Below are 17,190 nucleotides of genomic sequence, written 5' to 3' on the forward strand. Positions count from 1 at the left end.
CCCTGCTCCCTGCTCCCTGCTCCCTGCTCCCTGCTCCCTGCTCCCTGCTCCCTGCTCCCCTGCCTCAATAGATAATTTTCCTTAACTTAACCATATTGGCTTATGGGGATGGATCTTGCTGCTGATGTTCCGGTAGACTCTCGGAATCTGGCAAAACACGAATTCGATTAATATGATTCAGAGCATACCTTGCTGTTGACTGTACTTCAGCATCAGGGTCTTCGAGTCCGTGGCGCAATATCTGGCTAATTTGTGCCATCATATCGTAAACACGAGTTAGGTCACGGATAGCATTTTGCCGCACTTGTGGGCTTTCATCTTGTATTGAGATGGCTAAAGCACGGTTCATTGGTTTGAGTGTGCGGATACTAATTTCGCTTAAAGCTGCCAAAATCAAGCTATGTTGTTGCGAATCAGCATTCATCATCAAGTCTATTAGTGGCTGAATTGCTCGTGAATCTCCCTGCTGTCCCAAATCCCAAATAGCCTTGTGCCGCTTCGCTGGGTCAGCACTATATAAGTCTTTAATCAATTCATCAACAATATTAAGTTTAGCCAGACGAGAAGTTTTTTCTGGTGGCAACAATTTTGTGGAGATTGATGCTGTGGCGGTATTGCTCTCATGTTGATCTGCTGTGCTATCCGACTCTTCTATTGTCTGTGCGATCGCATCTTTGTTGGCTGCATTTTCAGTTTTTTCTTCTGAGATTGTAGGCTGTTCCCCTGGTTTGACTCGATTCATCCATCTCAGCCAGTAAAAAACTGTACCAATACTCCCTAGAACCCCAAGCCCTAATAGTGGCCACCAACTAGACCCTTGTTGTGTTGGCTTCGGCTGGGTACTGGGTTTGGCAGTTGGTGCAGGAAAAGAAGAGGCAATTAAAGCTTTTTTAGCGGCTACTGCGGCTTGCAGGCTTTTTCTAGTTGTGTTGCCAGCAATACCATCTACTGTCAAACTCTTCGCTCTCTGAAATTTAGAGGCTGCAATCTCCGTACTTTCTTGATACTGACCATTAGCCAAGCCATTGTAATATCCCAACAGCTTTAATTGAGTTTGCAAAGCCTGCACATCCTTTCCGGTATTACCGGGTCTAAGAGTAGTCGGCTGGGCAACTTCAGTGGAACTGGCTTGTGCAAGTTGTAATATTTCAAGGGTTAACTCAGGTGTCGCCGGACTCGCGGGACTCTGGTACAAACCCAGGCATATAAAATAGGCGAATACAGGGATTGAGGAGTTGCATGGCCGCATATTGCAAGTTTCGGGCAGAAAGTGCTGTTTTATTTGTCGCTACCACGATAACTTCAAGCGGTCTAAAAGGTAACTCTGATCTCAACAAAAAATTTTGAGTTTAAAGTCAAACGTTTTAAGGTAGAGTTTCTGGTTCGGATTCTCTTACAGATAATGTTACAGGGTTTACTTTTTTGGCAGTAGTTGCTTCTAACAATGGTTGTTGATGTGTAGTAGTTTTTTCTCCCGTAGCAACCTGGTTATTCTCTCCTGCCAAGGTATCACGCTGGTTGATGAGATAAATACTGATTAAAGTCAGGCAAACTCCTATCCACTGCAACGGACTGAGAACTTCTGAGAGGAAAATATTACCAAATACTAAGGCAAAGATAGGTGTCAGGAAGGTAAGGGAACTAAGACTTGTGAGATTGCCGCTAGAAGCAAAGTAGAAGAATAATCCGTAGGCGATCGCACTGCCAAATATTGTTGCATAACTCAAGGCTAGCCAATCAGATGCTACAAGATTTTGCCACTGCTGGGATTCTACAACTGACGAAGCTCCCCATAATGGCAATCCCCCTAAAATCATGTGCCATCCTGTAGCTGTTACCGGATCAACATATCGACACACAAACCGAATCAATACTGTTCCTACTGCCATCGACAACGCTGCTAATAGCATCAACCACTCGCCGCTGATAAATAACTGTTGCCAATTACCAACTGTGAAACTTGCCCCAGAACCAAGAACATTGAATATCCACTCATCAGGCAAGCCAATTAAACTAATACCTGAAACTCCCAATCCTAGCCCCAGCCATCCCCAAAAACCAATACGTTCTTTGAATAGCCATAACGACAGCAAGGCGACAGCTAAAGGTTGAGAGTCAATCATCACAGACCCTAACCCGGCGCTAGTTCTGACTAATCCTTCTGCTAAAAAGCCTTGAAACAAAGTGCCATCAACTAATCCAAACAAGGCAATCCACAACCATGCAACCCATCCTTGAGGTTGGGGTCTACCCATAAATGCCGCTGCAATCAAAATTAACACCCCAGCAGGTAGCAAACGCACTCCCGCCATAAATAGCGGCGTGGTGTGGGGAATTACTCCTTTCATTGCCACCATTGCTGTACCCCAAAGGAAAAAGGGAGCAATTAGCAGTAGGGTAGCTACGGGAAAACGAGATGCACTGAGTTTCAGTTGCATGGGTTTGCTGATGCCTTGGTTTAACAAACGCAGAAATTACTTTACCCAATTCTACCTAATTGTGTCTTTTTATGAAGGAAGGAATACTCATTAGAATTGCTCTCATTAGCGCTTCACCAGATTCATCCAGGTTTCCAAGCGGCTAAATGCTTGGGAAGAAAGCAGCAAAGTGAGGGGTGCTGTCAGGCTTGTTGTTAGATTCTCATGCTATCTGGGCATATTTAATTATCCAGCAAGTAGCATTAAAGCAGCGTGAACAGTATGTTGACTATACAGTGGCAAGAAGAAATCGCATTACTACAGCAAAGCTTGAGACGTGAAATTACCAAAATATCAGGTGGTTCGGAAATTAATGTAATTAAGCATATTTGTATTAATAACTTAAAATCAAAATTAGACCGATTAGAAGAAATTGAAAAAATTCTAAATATAGAAAAATATAAAATTGTTTTTATCGGTACTATTGGGCAAGGAAAGACAACAGCTATTTGTCATCTTTTTAATTTAATCAGTGATTTCAAAGTTTCCAAAAATATTAATGGTAAAACTAAAGATGTAATCGAAACTAGAGAATTACTTTCAACGGGATCAGGCAAAACTACTATATGTGAAGTAATTATCAAAGCTGCGGATAAAACTTACATAGAGATAGAGCCTTATACCGTTGATGAAATGGAGAATCTAATTTTAGAATTCTGCGACTACATTGCCAGTAAAGATAATCCTCAGTTAGAACAGAGAATAATTATTTCTGAAGAAATTGATAGAGCCATTAGGAATATTATAGAACTCAAACAAATTAATAAATCAGTTCCTGATGGTGAAAAAACTAAAACTAGTAGAATTGATACTGCTAAGGAATTATTTGAGGAAGCAGGAATCGAGGTACTGAAAAAGACTGCATTGAATAATGCGAACCTTGAATCAAGAACTTCCACTCAAGTTGAGTTTGATAATCAAGGTAAAGAGCAAGAGTGGATAAAATATACCTTTGATGATATCAATAATGTCCGGTTGAAAGACTTTGCTATACCAAGAAAAATATATCTTTATGTGAGCCATGATGTTTTATCTGGCTCAAACTTGTCTCAGTTCGATTCCGTTATTGATACTAAAGGACTTGATGAAAACCCAATTCGTAAAGACTTACAAAAATATATTGACAGTCAAGATAGCATCTGTATCTTTGTAACTCCCTTCAATGCTGCTCCTGAAGCTAATATTACAAAATTAATAGGTTATCATCTGACATCCAAATCTAAAGAATTTCATCATAGATTTGTCACTTTGGTATTACCTCACAAAGGCGAAGCTGAAAAAGTACATGGATCTGATGGAGATAGGGAGTTAGGAATTCAAATTAGACAGGACGAAGTTCAAGCTACATTCAGGCGTTTAAATTTAGATTTTTTCCAAGACAATATCTTGTCTTATGATTCTTTGCGGTACTACCGTGATGATATAGTCAAGCTCAATGAAATCTACGATGAAGAAGATGTGCAGGCAGATAAAAATGAATTTATCAAAGCTATAGCAGATGTAATAGAACGTAGACGAAATCTTTTATTAGACGAAATCAAGAATATTCGAGAAAGCTTTGGAAAAATAAAAAATGGTGAGGCTTTAACAGTAGCAGAAATCAAAGCAATTGAAAATGCAATTTCTAAGATAGAGAATATACGAGACTTGCGTAAAAGAGTACCTAGTTTTGTTTATGAAAATTTTATTGATAAATATCTTGAATGCTACCGGACAACTTATAAAGCATGGAATACTAAACACGCTATCCATAGAAATTTCGGATATTATGAACCAAGGGATATAGATATATACTACGATGCGAAGGTTTTTGCTGAGGGTATAGATGAAGATGAGATGCTGAAAAAATTTACTAGAGAAGTCAAGCAAGAACTAGAAAATATTTTGTATGAACTTACATCTGCTAACGAATCTTTAAAGACACTTATCCCTGAATTAATAAAAGAGTTTTATGGATTATATGACGAGTTTGTATACGATGTAGGAACAGAAATTCAAGATGAACTTACAAGAACACTACTACCTCAAAGTGAAGATTCTAAGTTTTGGAAGGCTCTAATTGCTGAGAAAGGTAGAGAAAGAAAGAAAGGGGAAACTTTTGCAGGTAACGTATGTGAGATATTTAGGCGAGAGCTAGAAATAGAAACAAACTTGAATAAATTTTTCCAGAGCAAAGCTGAAGAGCATTGGGAGAAATTAGTCAATCAAATACTAAGCTTCTTTGGACAAAAATAGAAAAATTTGCAGTTGCACAGTTAATACACAGCTTAGGGCGCAATATATTGTGCCCTTAAAACTGCTTTATTCACCATTAATTATTTTGAAAATATTTATGATTTATTTAAATGAAGAGATGCAGGAAAAGCTCAATATATATATTAAACAATATAATCAAAGAAAATATTTATGATTTATTTAAATGAAGAGATGCAGGAAAAGCTCAATATATATATTAAACAATATAATCAAAAATATACCAAATGTTTGATTAGGGGATTAGAAATTCCAATTGATGGAAGGCCAGAAGAGTTAGTTAGACAAATGTTTCTTCATTTTCTTATTAAAGAAAGTGGATTATTTCCAGATAAAATTAATATTAAGGTTGAATCTAACAATCATGATATAGAAATATATAAGAAGCAAAAAAATGAGAAGTTTAAACCATATCAAAATCCTTTAATAATTGTAGAAGTAAAACGAGAAGATGTAAACTTGCAAAATTACTATAATCAGATACAAAGATATTTAATAAATTCTGGTTGTAATATCGGAATATTATATAATTATCACGAAATTATTATTTTTATTAGAAAGAGTAATCAGTTTGAAATTTATTATCCCGAAAACTTGAGAAAAATAAAAGAATTAATTTTACAAGCAGATAGCAGTATTGACGATGATTTATTAGAATTTGAAAATGCTCAAAATGGAAATAGTCAGAGTTTTGTTTATCTTATTAATAAATACGCCAAATATACTAATCATACAGTAGCTTTTAAGTTGAAACATCAGCTATCTGCAATAGACGGATATTTATTTAATGTAAAAGAAAATAAAATTGAGTATAAAATGTGTGGTAAATATTCCCAAAAATACCAAACTTTTGATTCCCAAGATTTTGAAAAACTAATTTATATCATCTATTGAAAAAACACTCTAAGTTTTTTTTACAAGCAAGGAAATATAGGAATCCGGTTTATTTTTGGAATAATTCCGTACAATTCTAGTAGGAATTCTATATCCCAATACGGTTCAGTTAGCGCCAAAAACCTTTCAGGACTTGTGCAAAAATTGTCTGAAACTCTTATTTCTACCCTTCGGGAAGCCACTTCGTGTCTACGTGTCCTTTGCGCTCTTTGTGGTTCGTTTTTTCTTAATTTTGGGTAAGTCCTGTCCTTAACTGAACCGTATTGTCCTATATCCTGCATTTTATTAAGAACGCTTCACCGGATTCATCCACGCTTCCAACCGACTAAATGCTTGGGAAGAAAGCAGCGTCAAACATAAATAAACTACAGCTACCGCCGCGTAAATTTCAAAAGCGCGATAGTTATCAGCAACAATCAGCTGGCCTTTGCGGAATAATTCTTGAAAACCGATAATTGCAACTAAGCTGGTATCTTTCAACAAACTGATAAACTCATTACCCAAGGGTGGAATCATCCGCCGGAAAGCTTGAGGAAAAATTACATAGCGCATCGTTTGCACAGAACTCAAGCCGAGTGATTGTGAAGCTTCTGCTTGTCCTGGTTCAATCGATTGAATTCCGGCACGGACAATCTCGGCAATATAGGCGGCGCTATTCAAACTTAATGCCAGTACACCAGCAGCTAAGGGATTGAAGCTAAAAGTAAAACCAAGTTCTTGAGCGATCGCTGGTAACCCAAAGTAAATCATAAAAATCTGCACTAATAAAGGTGTCCCCCGGAAGAAGTCCACATACGCCCTCGCTACCCACCGCACAGATTTGGTGCGGGAAAGGCGGATAATCCCAATTAGGGAACCGCCAACTAAACCCAACACTACAGAAAGTACTGTAAGTTGCAGAGTCACCAATGCACCTTGTAATAAAGCGGGGAAAGACCGCAAAATAATGCCAACGGAGGTAAATATTCCTGATTCACCAGCACCAGACTGGTTTTCAAAGGGTGATTTAGCAGGTAAATTCGGGGGATCAGCTTTAAACCATTTTTGGTAAATTTGGGAATACGTGCCATTGCTCAACACCCGATTCAGACCATCGTTAATTAGTGCTAAGTTGACCGAGTTTTTCGGTGTTGCAATGCCGTAATATTCCTCTGTTAGCAATTGCTCTACTACTTTCAATCCCTTGAGATTGCCTGTACTAATTGCATACAAAGTAACTGGCGCATCGTTAATTACCGCATCTACATTTCCATTAGCTAATTCTTGCAAAGCTATAGGTGCAGAGTCAAAACTGCGAATTTGTGCCCCAGGAATACCCTGAGCTTTCTTAGCGCCAGTTGTGCCAATTTGCACTGCAATTCTTTTATTTTTGAGACTGTCAAAGTTAGTAATCTCTTGATTGTCAGTACGAACTGCGATCGCCAACCCCGCTTTAAAATAAGGACGAGAAAACGAAACAGTCTTAGCCCTCTCCTCGGTAATTGTCATCGAACTAATTGCCGCATCTACCGTTTTGGCTTGCAAAGCCGGGATAATGCCATCAAAAGGCACACTTTGAAAATCTACTTTAAAATTAGCTGCCTGTGCGATCGCATTCATCAAATCAATAGAAAAGCCTTGCGATTTACCCTCACTTCCCAAAAACTCAAAAGGCGGAAATGCCGGTTCGTTTGCAACCCGCAAAGTTTTTCCTACACTAGGATTGACGCTACAGCCTGTAAGTAACAGAAAACTCCAGCCAACCACCACAAACAAACGCAGCCAACCAACAAAACCAAATCCAGCCATATTTTTTTATTTCCCTCTCTTCCCTCAGCGCCCTCTGCGTTCTCTGCGGTTAAATAAAAACATTAAAATCAACTTTAGAACAGTTGACACAGGCAATGAACAATTCCACCCCCGCGATCATTTTTGACAATATCGAAAAAAGCTTTGGCTCCCTAAAAGTCCTCAAAGGAATCACTGGCGAAATCAAGCGGGGAGAAGTTATCGCAGTTATTGGTTCTTCTGGTTGTGGTAAAAGTACACTCCTACGTTGCTTCAACCGCTTAGAAAGTATTAATCGTGGGCGCTTAGTAGTTAATGGTATCGATTTATCCCGTTCTGCCATCAACTATAATCAACTACGGCAGCTAAGAACCCAAGTAGGAATGGTTTTCCAGCAATTCAATCTGTTTCCTCATCTCAGCGTCCTGGAAAATTTAACACTTGCCCCGCGTAAAGTTTTAGGAAAAACACCGAAAGAAAGCGCCCAATTAGCCGGATTGTATTTAGAAAAAGTCGGACTTTTTGACAAAGCATCAGCTTATCCCGAACAACTTTCTGGGGGACAAAAACAACGAGTTGCGATCGCTCGTAGTTTATGTATGAATCCTCAGATTATGCTATTTGATGAACCCACCAGCGCCCTAGATCCAGAACTTGTCGGGGAAGTTTTGCAAGTCATGCAACAATTAGCCGCAGAAGGCATGACGATGGTAGTTGTCACTCATGAAATGCAATTTGCGCGAGAAGTGGCACATCAGGTAATATTTTTAGATCAAGGTCTTGTGGTAGAACAAGGTGCAGCGCATGAAGTTCTGACAAATCCACAAAGCGATCGCTTACGTACTTTCCTCAGCCGCCTCAACCCCAGAGAGTTTTAGATTACTCAGCGCTCTTTAGAGATACTCACGCAAGAACTCAAACGGATCATCGCCCCAACATGGTTCAGGTGTCATCAACAGCAGATTGGTGTGGATATCCGCTTCAATTTCATCGCCGTCTTCCCTGTCAAAAAGTTCTGTCATTGCTTTCCAATCACGTTCTGCAATGGACGTAATTAATGGGGTATGTATGTGTAGATTTGGTGGATAATTCACGCGCGAGATTAGAGTTGACTGTCGTAAAAGTTTAGTCTCGTGGCTGTTCAACAATCATATTCTAGCTTTAGACTGGCTACTAAGATGCTAATAAATAGATGGATATAGATGTCATAAGAAGGCAACTATACTGGAGGCAGAGGGAAAATAAATTCTTATACCAATTTGAAAAATGATTGCGACAGATGGATCGCCAAAAAGCTTAGTAACTAACTCTTTCAGGATCTAAAATCCAAAATGGTATTACCTTCTGCCCTCTGCCTTTCTTCGGTCAAACCAGATTTTGTAGTTACTCACTGGAACTTTGTAAAGAACTAGCGCCAAAGCACGTTAAAATGAACCCTTAGATTTGTGTTTACCCCAATTTAGCGAGTAAGCACCGTAAAATCAAACATCAAGTTGCGGCAGCAATGCCTAAATGCTTTGAAAATTGATTTTGATGCCCTGTTTTCGAGGCTTACCCAATGCCAAAGCTTCAGAATGTAGCTAAAAAGACTATTGAGAAAAGCGATCGCATTTACAAATAACGCAGCGATGGCGAAAATAGCCCACTTTTGAGAACAGAAGTTTACAGGCAAAGAAAAATATGCTGAGTTTTGGGCCTAATCCTAAAAACCGCCTTTATACGAATCTGAACAGTTACCTTTTATTTTTGGGTTATGTTCTGGGAGGACGGTTAAAGCGAGATAAAAAAGATATTGAACTTTTTGAAAAGGCGCTTTGCGAAAAATTTGATACTCAGCACGCAGTTTGCGTTTATCAATGTCGAGTTGGCATATATCTTGCCGTCAAAGCTTTAGTCAAGCCTGGACAAGAAGTGATTTTGTCGCCTTACACCATTGCTGACGTGATCAATATGGTGATTTTCGCGGGAGGACGTCCAGTATTTGCAGATGTTGAGCGCGAAACCTGCAATATCTCTGCTGCTGAAGTAGAGCGTCTGATTAACCCGAATACGGGAGCAGTTTTGATTACTCATTTGCATGGACTTGCTGCCAAGGCGCATGATATTAAGAGAATTTGCGATCGCTTCAATATCCCAATGATTGAAGATTGCGCTCAATCGTTTGGCGTCTACGAGCAAGGAAAAGCCGTAGGCACAATTGGCGATGCTGGTGTCTTCAGCTTTGAAATGCATAAAAATTTAACTACTTGGCTTGGAGGAGCGGTAATTTCCAACCGAGGAGATGTGGTAGAAAAGATCCGTGCTGAGTTAGAAGGTTTTTCCTATCCCCCACTCCCCGGCATTACTCGCAAAGTCAAGTCAGGATTGATACACGACATTGCTGGCTTTCCTGTTCTGTTCCAGTTATTGACCTACCCGATTGTTCGAGCTAGTTATCTTAAAGATATTGAATTTGTGAACAAAAAAGTTCGCAGAAAACCCCAGGAAAGCAAGCCAGCAGAACATCTGCCTGAAGTATATAAGTCCTGGTATACACCATTCCAGGCTCGCCTTGGTTTATCACAGCTTAATAACATTGATCGTGATATCAAAACGAGGATTGACAACGCCCTGCTTTATTACGAGAAGCTCAAAGATATTGATGAATTAATCTTGCCTCCTCTGCGAACCGACGGATCTCATACATATCTTTGGTTTCCAGTTCAATATTCCAATCGGGATGAGCTTCTGCGATTTATGTACAGTCATAATCGAGATATAGCAGCTGGTCATTTTACCAGCACTGCTGATTCACCCATGTTTCAAGAATTTTATCGTGATTGTCCAAATTCTAGGAAAGTTGAGAAAGAGCTATTCTATCTGCCAACCTATCCTCGCTATTCTCGCAGTGAAGTTGAGAAAAACATTCAAGTAATTCGACAATATTTTCATTGCTAGGTGCGATACAGCGGGTTTCAAGTTAGTGAAGTATACAATTAGTTTTCCAAGCCAAGTATCAAGCTTGTTGTAATTCAGAATTCAGAATTATCTGTAGGTTGCGAAACAAAAAGCCTTCCACCTTCTCCTTTATATAAATATATCAAGAAGAGTAAATTAGTTTAAATAAAAGACTCAAAATTAATCATGGCAGACAGCTAAAACTTAGATATAGCAAAAGATTTGCCATATTTGAGATTAATTAAATCTGTGAGAATATATATAATTAAATTTATGAAAAATTCAATTTTAGGTATGCGCTATGAAATTTTCTATATAGCAAATACTCAACCTACCATATTAGAGCCACGTTGCCAATAGAAAAGGTATGAAGAGTTAAAAAAGATTAGTTATGGGTTATGTAAAAACTAATAGAATCCAGCATTAATTTGTGTAAAATTTATACTAATTTAGTAACAAGTTTATTGCTAACAATTGATATTAATGTTAATAAATTTTCTGTGATGAAGCAGGTAATATTATGACCGCTGAATTACTTACAATTTGTCATTATATCGCAACGATAGCGAAGCGAGGCAGCGATCGCAGTAATTTTGAGTTTGCCATCCTTGGCGCTTTATACCCTTTGGTAAAGCTACGCCTACCTAATCACAAGTGGTTAATCGAACCTTCTATAACTGATGAATTAGATGCAATAAATAAACTTTATAAAAAAATTAAAGTGATATGTACCAAAATTGTACTAACAGCATTACTCTTATTTTGTATTTTTACTAATAACATAAGCTAATTTTATTGAGCAAAATTTTCCACAATTTCACTTTTTTAAGTCATATTTACTCCATTACACTCGTTGTTACACCTTAGTAGATTGCAAAGGTATTGATTGAATTTAATAACTGATTTATTAACTAGATGTTGATTCTGTGTTTGCTTAATTTGATGCTGTTGCTACTTGATTTGTAAAATTTTCAAAAAACAAAAACCGCCAATTTATTTCTGATGCAGTTCTCATTTAGCTTGTGGGTAGTGAAACGATGTTGATTGATGCTGAAACATTTCAGGATGGAACTACCTTTGTTTCAGATGTTGCAGTGGTTGGAGCTGGGCCGGCAGGTATTGTTCTGGCACTAGAGTTAGCTAAGGCTGGATACAATGTTGCCCTTCTAGAAAGTGGACGTTTTTGTTTCTCAGAAGCGATTCAGAATCTAGGTGAAGCCAGTTACTTCGATCCGAAATTCCATCAGTCAATGTCAGAATGTACCCGCCGACAGGTAGGAGGAACATCTGTAATATGGGGCGGGCGTTGTGTGCCTTACGACCCCGTAGATTTCGATAAACGAAGCTATATTCCTCACTCATCCTGGCCCGTCACCTATGAAGAGATCCAAACCTACTTCGCAAGGGCATGTAACTATTTCTTGTGCGGTAAAGCAGAATTTAATATTAAAAATATCCCAAATATCAAGCACAAGTCTATTGTTCCGGGGTTGCCTGATGAACAAGTACTCACCTCAACCTTAGAACGGTGGTCTCTTCCCACCAATTTTGCTAAAGAGTACTTCAATGAGTTGAAGCAGTATAAGCAAATCAAGCTACTTTACGGTTTAACGTGTACCGAGATTGAATCGAACGACTCAGGATCTCAGGTAGAAGCACTTCAAACAAAAACTCTTGGTGGCAAAACCCTTCGTGTGAAAGCTCGCAAATATGTATTGGCGGGCGGTGGTTTGAACACCACACGCTTGCTTCTAGCATCTGACCAAAAGCACCCTGGCGGTATCGGAAATCACAGCGGGGTTTTGGGAAAGTTTTACATGGGGCATCTTTCTGGAGATATTGCAGTTGTTCATTTTAATACCTCTCCCAGAGAAACGATTTTCGGGTTTGACCGAGATTCAGATAATATTTACTTGCGACGGCGCTTCTCGTTCACTCGGAAGTTCCTGCATGAGAAAGAACTGACAAACATTGTGGCTTGGCTCGGAACCCCAAAATTTTACGATCCATCGCACGGAAACGGCATATTATCGCTCGCATATCTGGCATTGAACTCACCAACGCTTGGAAAGTACTTGACTGCCAAAGCCATTAGAAAGTCATTGATAGGAGAAGTTAAAGGGATCTACCAGGCGCATATAATGAATATGCTTAAGGATTTCGCAAAAATACCTTCCTTTGTCTCTTGCTTCGGTTATGCGCGGTTTATTGCCAAAAGAAAAATCCCCGCATTATTTGTTTACAGTGCTGCTAACGAATATCCTTTGCACTACCACAGTGAGCAAGTACCAAATCCAGATAGTACGGTTAGCCTGTCCGATGAGCGGGATGAGTTGGGGATGCGTAGACTCAAGATCAATCGTCGCTGTACCTCCCAAGACATTGAAAGTGTTTTGAGATCTCACGAGTACTGGGATGCACACTTGAGGAAGCACGGCTGCGGTTATTTGAAGTACCTAAGTGATGATCCTAAAGCGAGTATATGGGATCAAACCAAAGATGGGTTTCATCAAGTTGGCACGACTCGAATGTCCGATAATTCAAGAACTGGTGTTGTCGGGCCAAATTGCAATATTCATGGATTTAATGATTTGTTTGTTGCAAGTAGTTCGGTTTTCGTAACATCCAGTCAGGCAAACCCCACATTTATGATTGTGGCGTTTGCCTTAAGATTGGCAGATTACTTGAAAAAGCAACTTGCGTAACAGAAGGATGTCCTGCCGAGTGGGTTGCTCATACCAAGTTGCAATCAAAAGTAGCAACTGTCATTGCGAGCGAAACAAAGTGGAGCGAAGCAATCTCCGCTTTTAGCATCAGCTTACCACAGGCTTTCGTCATCGGTGGAATACCAAACTTTTGCCGACATGGGTTAAAACTTTGGTAGCATTCCGTACTTTAGTAAAATTTCGTGCATTCGTTGGTTAAATACGCATATCGATGTATTTGCCGCCCATAGAGCTAAGTTTGGGTAAGTTTGGCCTTAAAAATTTACAAAGTACCCTATGTGCTTAATAAATGGCATATAAAGAGGGAATTATAAAAACTAAAAATTATTTGCTCCAGTTTGAGCATTTACTGATCATGACAAAGCAGAATTTTTTAGAACTGGCAAAGCAGAACCTACAAGGGTTTTACTGGCCTGCATGGTTTCCATATCCTAGTTCTTGGTTCAGAGCGTTAATTTTAGTTCCGATCGCATTGCCTGGTACACATTTAATAGTGTGGGGATTAACGGGAATAATTATATCTTTTGTTGAAAATAGACCTTTACTTTTATCGTTTTCTCTTTGGTTTGGAATATTCCTACCAACAGTTTTTTTAGCTTTTTTATATCATTTTATTTGGTATATATGGCAGAGGCGAAACTCAAAAAACACTTTATCTAAACTGATACCTAGTTGCAGCAGCATTTGGCAAGGTTTTTATACTACATTCGTATTAGCTTTGTCCTTTATTATTATAGTAGCTTTGTTTACAGAATTGACGTTTTTAGAATGCAAATACTCTCAAATAGCTAAATCTTTAAATATATGTAATAAATATTTAACTGAACGTACAATCAAATCAATTTTTAGTAGTATTGAAAATAAAAAGTTTTTTGTACAACCTTGGTTTATAATTTGGATTTTTAATGTCAGTTATCTTTTTCAATTAGAGCTTTTATTCAAAAAAATATTGAATAATCAACTAAAATTAATATGGAAAAATAAATATAAATTTAATAAAAATGATGCTGTTAGGCTAGAAAATACTGATTTACCGAATGATAAGCAAGATAACAAAAACAAAAAACATCAGCGTCAAATACTAGAAGCCAGCCAGAAATATTATAATAAAAGTAAAAATAATAAGTTGGTTAAACTAATATTTAATTTATTAGCAATAGGTGGCACAGGACTATTTTTATTTACTAAAGTTCCTTTAATAAAAAATAATTTGTCACTTTATATTTCTTCTCCTAATATATCATCAAAAATCACGTTTAATCCTGATGTATTCCAACAAGCTGGTAATAAAGCAATTAGTACAGCCAACTTAGCGCAATCAACAATCCCTGAAAAAGAATGGAAAAAAGTAATAATTCAATGGCAAGCAGCAACCTCACTCATGAAAACAGTGCCACCTGCTAACCCTAATGATGCAACAGGACAACAACGAATCACTAAGTATAAAAAAAAGTTGAGATCCACGAAGCGATGTAGTGAAGGTTCAGTGATTAAAGGTAGTGATGGAGTACAAGTACAGTGCGTTAGAAATAAATGGGTTCCCAAGCTTTGACTCCGCTTTAAGTATTTGATTGCAAGAAGCAAGGCTATGCTTCGACTAATTCGATGCCAAAAACTTCTGCAAAAGACTGTGCTACATGAAAACGTACTTCTTGACAGGTAATCTCAGGAATCCATTCGGTTAAACTAGCTACAGACTTATCAGCAATGCCGCAGGGAATAATACGCTCAAAGCCTGCCATATCGGGACATACATTTAATGCAAAGCCGTGCATAGTAATCCAACGGCTGACTTTAATACCAATAGCAGCAACTTTACGTCCTTCTAACCAAACACCTGTAAAAGAAGGGATGCGATCGCCTTGCAAACCGTAAACTGCTAATACCCGGATTAAGACTTCTTCTAATTGCCGCAAGTACCAGTGTAGGTCTTTGTGATAACGTTGCAAATTTAAAATTGGATAGCCCACAAGTTGGCCGGGGCAATGGTAAGTGACTTCGCCGCCGCGTTCAACTCTATGTACATCAAACTTACTTGTATCAAGGTCAAATTTGAGAAACTCTGAATTACCTCCTTGTCCTAAAGTGTAGACGGGGGGATGTTCTAGTAAAATTAACACGTCATCCAGGCTGGGTTGTTGAATGCGATCGCCCACAAGCGATCGTTGCCATTGCAGCGCGTCCAAGTAGGGCAATAATCCTTTGTTATATAGTAAACAGCGGCGTCGGTACATTTTATTACTACAAATTCTCCTAAAAATCAACTTGTTTTGGGGACAAATATATTTCAAGTCGCCAGTAGAGAGTCAATAAATGTCAAGCTTTGCAAAGGATTTTAAAGGAAAGTCAAGGGAACCCACTTTAGAAAATACAAAGTGCTAGTTTGAATATATAACCTCAATGGTGTTGGGAGGAATTATCTGCAATAAGCATCACGCCAAAACAAGAGGAAAAATGTACTGGCTAATGATGTCTAATAAATTGTTTGTTAATTGTTTACATTCCCAAAAATCTAATATTCTCTATCAAAAGCAAACGAACCCCTGGAACTCAAAAGGAACAACTACCAACAGTTATGTAAGCATTGCTCCAACACAAAAGGCAGGTCAAATATTTGCTGCTCAGACTGCCTCACTCAGGCATTTGTGTGGGTATTCAATTGCCTTGCAAACAATTGGAAACTAGTGCAGAGATAGAGGAATTAATCAAAGGGATGCGTAATAACAAAAAAGAAACAGCAATATGATAGTAGGCACATCAAAAGTACATAACAATAATTTACATATTGTTTTGGCGGCAGTGATAGACCTTACCGCAATTTCATGTCATACATTACAAATTCACATTAAATATTGAGCGGGAGAGTTTACATGAAGCTTGTCATCCACGGCAAAAATATTGAAATTACCGATGCGATTCGGGAATATGTACATCAAAAAATAGAAAAGGCAGTTAGTCACTTTCAGAACATCACAAATGAAGTGGATGTCCACTTAAGCGTAGCCCGCAATCCGCGAATTAATCCCAGACAAGCGGCTGAAGTCACTATCTATGCCAATGGTAGCGTCATCCGTGCCGAGGAAAGCAGCGAAAACCTATATGCAAGTATTGATTTAGTTGCAGATAAGATTGCCCGTCAACTCCGTAAATATAAGGAAAGGCGTCAAGATAAGAAAACTCATGCCCAACCCACTAACGAAGTATTAACCCCAGAAGCAGTAGTAGTTACAGATTTAATAGGCGATCGCACTCCCGAACTACCTAATGAAGTCGTCCGCACTAAATATTTCTCTATGCCACCAATGACTGTTGCAGAAGCTTTAGAACAACTGCAACTGGTGGGACATGACTTTTATATGTTCCACAATTCTGAAACTGGCGAAATCAACGTTATTTATGAACGCAATCACGGCGGTTATGGTGTGATTCAACCCCGTCATAATAATGCAAACACTAACGGTAATAACAATGGCAAGAATGGCAAAGCAGCCCATGCTAATTTTGTCATGCCAGAAAAATCGCATTTGAATAAATAAGGCGATCGGGTGCTGGTGACTAGGGACTGGTGACTAGGAAAAATCTTTCCCAATACCCAATCACCAGTACCCAATACCCAATCCCCAATCCCTTACTTCGCTGAAAGCTGTTGCAAGGTTTTCAGCGCTTCCTCAACGTGACCTTGAAAGTTAAACATCGAATCAAAAACATATTGCACAACTCCCTGTTGGTCAATGATGTAAGTAACACGGCCAGGGACTAAACCAAAGGCTGTTGTTGCACCGTATAACTTCCGAACTTGGTTGCCTTTATCACTCAAAAGAGTAAATGGTAGATTGTACTTCGCGGCAAATCTTTGGTGCGATTCGTTAGAGTCACCACTTACGCCGATAACCTCAGCGCCAGCGGTTTTAAACACCTCATATTGATCGCGAAAGGCGCAGGATTGAGCCGTACATCCAGGTGTGTCATCCTTAGGATAAAAGTAGAGAACTACGGCTTGTTTACCGCGGAAATCTTTAAGGCTCACTGTTGAGCCGTTTTGGGCTGGTAGAGTGAAATCAGGAGCGGTATCTCCAACTTTAACTGGCATAGTTATTAAAAAATTCAAAATTTTGATGCTGTCGCAAAAGTCCTTT

Annotated in this window: 14 protein-coding genes; 8 read left to right on the forward strand and 6 right to left on the reverse strand. The window is 38.8% G+C overall.

The window, feature by feature from the left end:
- Nucleotides 1-100 precede the first annotated feature (100 nt).
- Both AC5JL8_RS08970 and AC5JL8_RS08975 read right to left on the reverse strand, forming a co-directional pair.
- Nucleotides 101-1,195 (reverse strand): peptidoglycan-binding protein, encoded by a 1,095-nt coding sequence (locus tag AC5JL8_RS08970; RefSeq protein ID WP_495879425.1) that lies wholly within the window; start codon nucleotides 1,193-1,195, stop codon nucleotides 101-103.
- A 169-nt stretch (nucleotides 1,196-1,364) separates the two neighbouring features.
- A complete protein-coding gene (locus AC5JL8_RS08975; RefSeq protein WP_495879426.1) occupies nucleotides 1,365-2,438 on the reverse strand; it encodes a DMT family transporter in 1,074 nt (357 codons plus the stop codon).
- Between the two features lie 261 nt (nucleotides 2,439-2,699).
- Here AC5JL8_RS08975 and AC5JL8_RS08980 point away from each other — a divergent pair, with 261 nt between their 5' ends.
- Nucleotides 2,700-4,712, forward strand: coding sequence for a hypothetical protein (locus AC5JL8_RS08980; protein WP_495879427.1), 2,013 nt, complete (start codon nucleotides 2,700-2,702; stop codon nucleotides 4,710-4,712).
- A gap of 171 nt (nucleotides 4,713-4,883) precedes the next feature.
- On the forward strand, nucleotides 4,884-5,624 hold the full coding sequence (locus AC5JL8_RS08985) for a type I restriction enzyme HsdR N-terminal domain-containing protein (RefSeq protein ID WP_495879428.1): 741 nt from the start codon (nucleotides 4,884-4,886) through the stop codon (nucleotides 5,622-5,624).
- Nucleotides 5,625-5,909: 285 nt separating this feature from the next.
- Here AC5JL8_RS08985 and AC5JL8_RS08990 read toward each other — a convergent pair whose 3' ends face one another.
- Nucleotides 5,910-7,412 (reverse strand): ABC transporter permease subunit, encoded by a 1,503-nt coding sequence (locus tag AC5JL8_RS08990; RefSeq protein ID WP_495879429.1) that lies wholly within the window; start codon nucleotides 7,410-7,412, stop codon nucleotides 5,910-5,912.
- Between the two features lie 95 nt (nucleotides 7,413-7,507).
- On the opposite strand from AC5JL8_RS08990, the gene AC5JL8_RS08995 reads away from it, so the two are divergent.
- The gene (locus tag AC5JL8_RS08995) at nucleotides 7,508-8,269 is read left to right on the forward strand and encodes an amino acid ABC transporter ATP-binding protein (RefSeq protein WP_495879430.1); all 762 of its coding nucleotides are present in this window, start codon (nucleotides 7,508-7,510) and stop codon (nucleotides 8,267-8,269) included.
- 15 nt (nucleotides 8,270-8,284) lie between these two features.
- On the opposite strand, the gene AC5JL8_RS09000 is transcribed toward AC5JL8_RS08995, so the two are convergent.
- A complete protein-coding gene (locus tag AC5JL8_RS09000; protein WP_495879569.1) occupies nucleotides 8,285-8,485 on the reverse strand; it encodes a hypothetical protein in 201 nt (66 codons plus the stop codon).
- A 586-nt stretch (nucleotides 8,486-9,071) separates the two neighbouring features.
- Between AC5JL8_RS09000 and AC5JL8_RS09005 the strand changes: the two genes are divergently transcribed.
- The 4 genes from AC5JL8_RS09005 (at nucleotide 9,072) to AC5JL8_RS09020 (ending at nucleotide 14,606) form a co-directional block, all read left to right on the forward strand.
- Nucleotides 9,072-10,328, forward strand: a complete 1,257-nt coding sequence (locus AC5JL8_RS09005) for a DegT/DnrJ/EryC1/StrS family aminotransferase (protein WP_495879431.1) — start codon at nucleotides 9,072-9,074, stop codon at nucleotides 10,326-10,328.
- Between the two features lie 520 nt (nucleotides 10,329-10,848).
- Nucleotides 10,849-11,118: a hypothetical protein gene (locus AC5JL8_RS09010; protein WP_495879432.1), complete on the forward strand. Its 270-nt coding sequence runs from the start codon at nucleotides 10,849-10,851 to the stop codon at nucleotides 11,116-11,118.
- Between the two features lie 247 nt (nucleotides 11,119-11,365).
- A complete protein-coding gene (locus AC5JL8_RS09015) occupies nucleotides 11,366-13,033 on the forward strand; it encodes an FAD-dependent oxidoreductase (RefSeq protein ID WP_495879433.1) in 1,668 nt (555 codons plus the stop codon).
- 310 nt (nucleotides 13,034-13,343) lie between these two features.
- Nucleotides 13,344-14,606 carry a hypothetical protein gene (locus tag AC5JL8_RS09020; protein WP_495879434.1) on the forward strand — a complete coding sequence of 421 codons (1,263 nt, stop codon included), beginning with the start codon at nucleotides 13,344-13,346 and terminating at the stop codon, nucleotides 14,604-14,606.
- A gap of 34 nt (nucleotides 14,607-14,640) precedes the next feature.
- On the opposite strand, the gene lipB is transcribed toward AC5JL8_RS09020, so the two are convergent.
- Nucleotides 14,641-15,288 carry a lipoyl(octanoyl) transferase LipB gene (lipB, locus tag AC5JL8_RS09025; protein WP_495879435.1) on the reverse strand — a complete coding sequence of 216 codons (648 nt, stop codon included), beginning with the start codon at nucleotides 15,286-15,288 and terminating at the stop codon, nucleotides 14,641-14,643.
- Nucleotides 15,289-15,924: 636 nt separating this feature from the next.
- On the opposite strand from lipB, the gene hpf reads away from it, so the two are divergent.
- On the forward strand, nucleotides 15,925-16,590 hold the full coding sequence (gene hpf / locus AC5JL8_RS09030; protein WP_495879436.1) for a ribosome hibernation-promoting factor, HPF/YfiA family: 666 nt from the start codon (nucleotides 15,925-15,927) through the stop codon (nucleotides 16,588-16,590).
- Nucleotides 16,591-16,682: 92 nt separating this feature from the next.
- Here hpf and AC5JL8_RS09035 read toward each other — a convergent pair whose 3' ends face one another.
- Entirely contained in the window at nucleotides 16,683-17,144 is a 462-nt protein-coding gene (locus tag AC5JL8_RS09035; protein WP_495879437.1) for a peroxiredoxin, read from the reverse strand.
- Nucleotides 17,145-17,190 lie beyond the last annotated feature (46 nt).

The sequence above is a fragment of the Mojavia sp. genome (assembly GCF_059505145.1).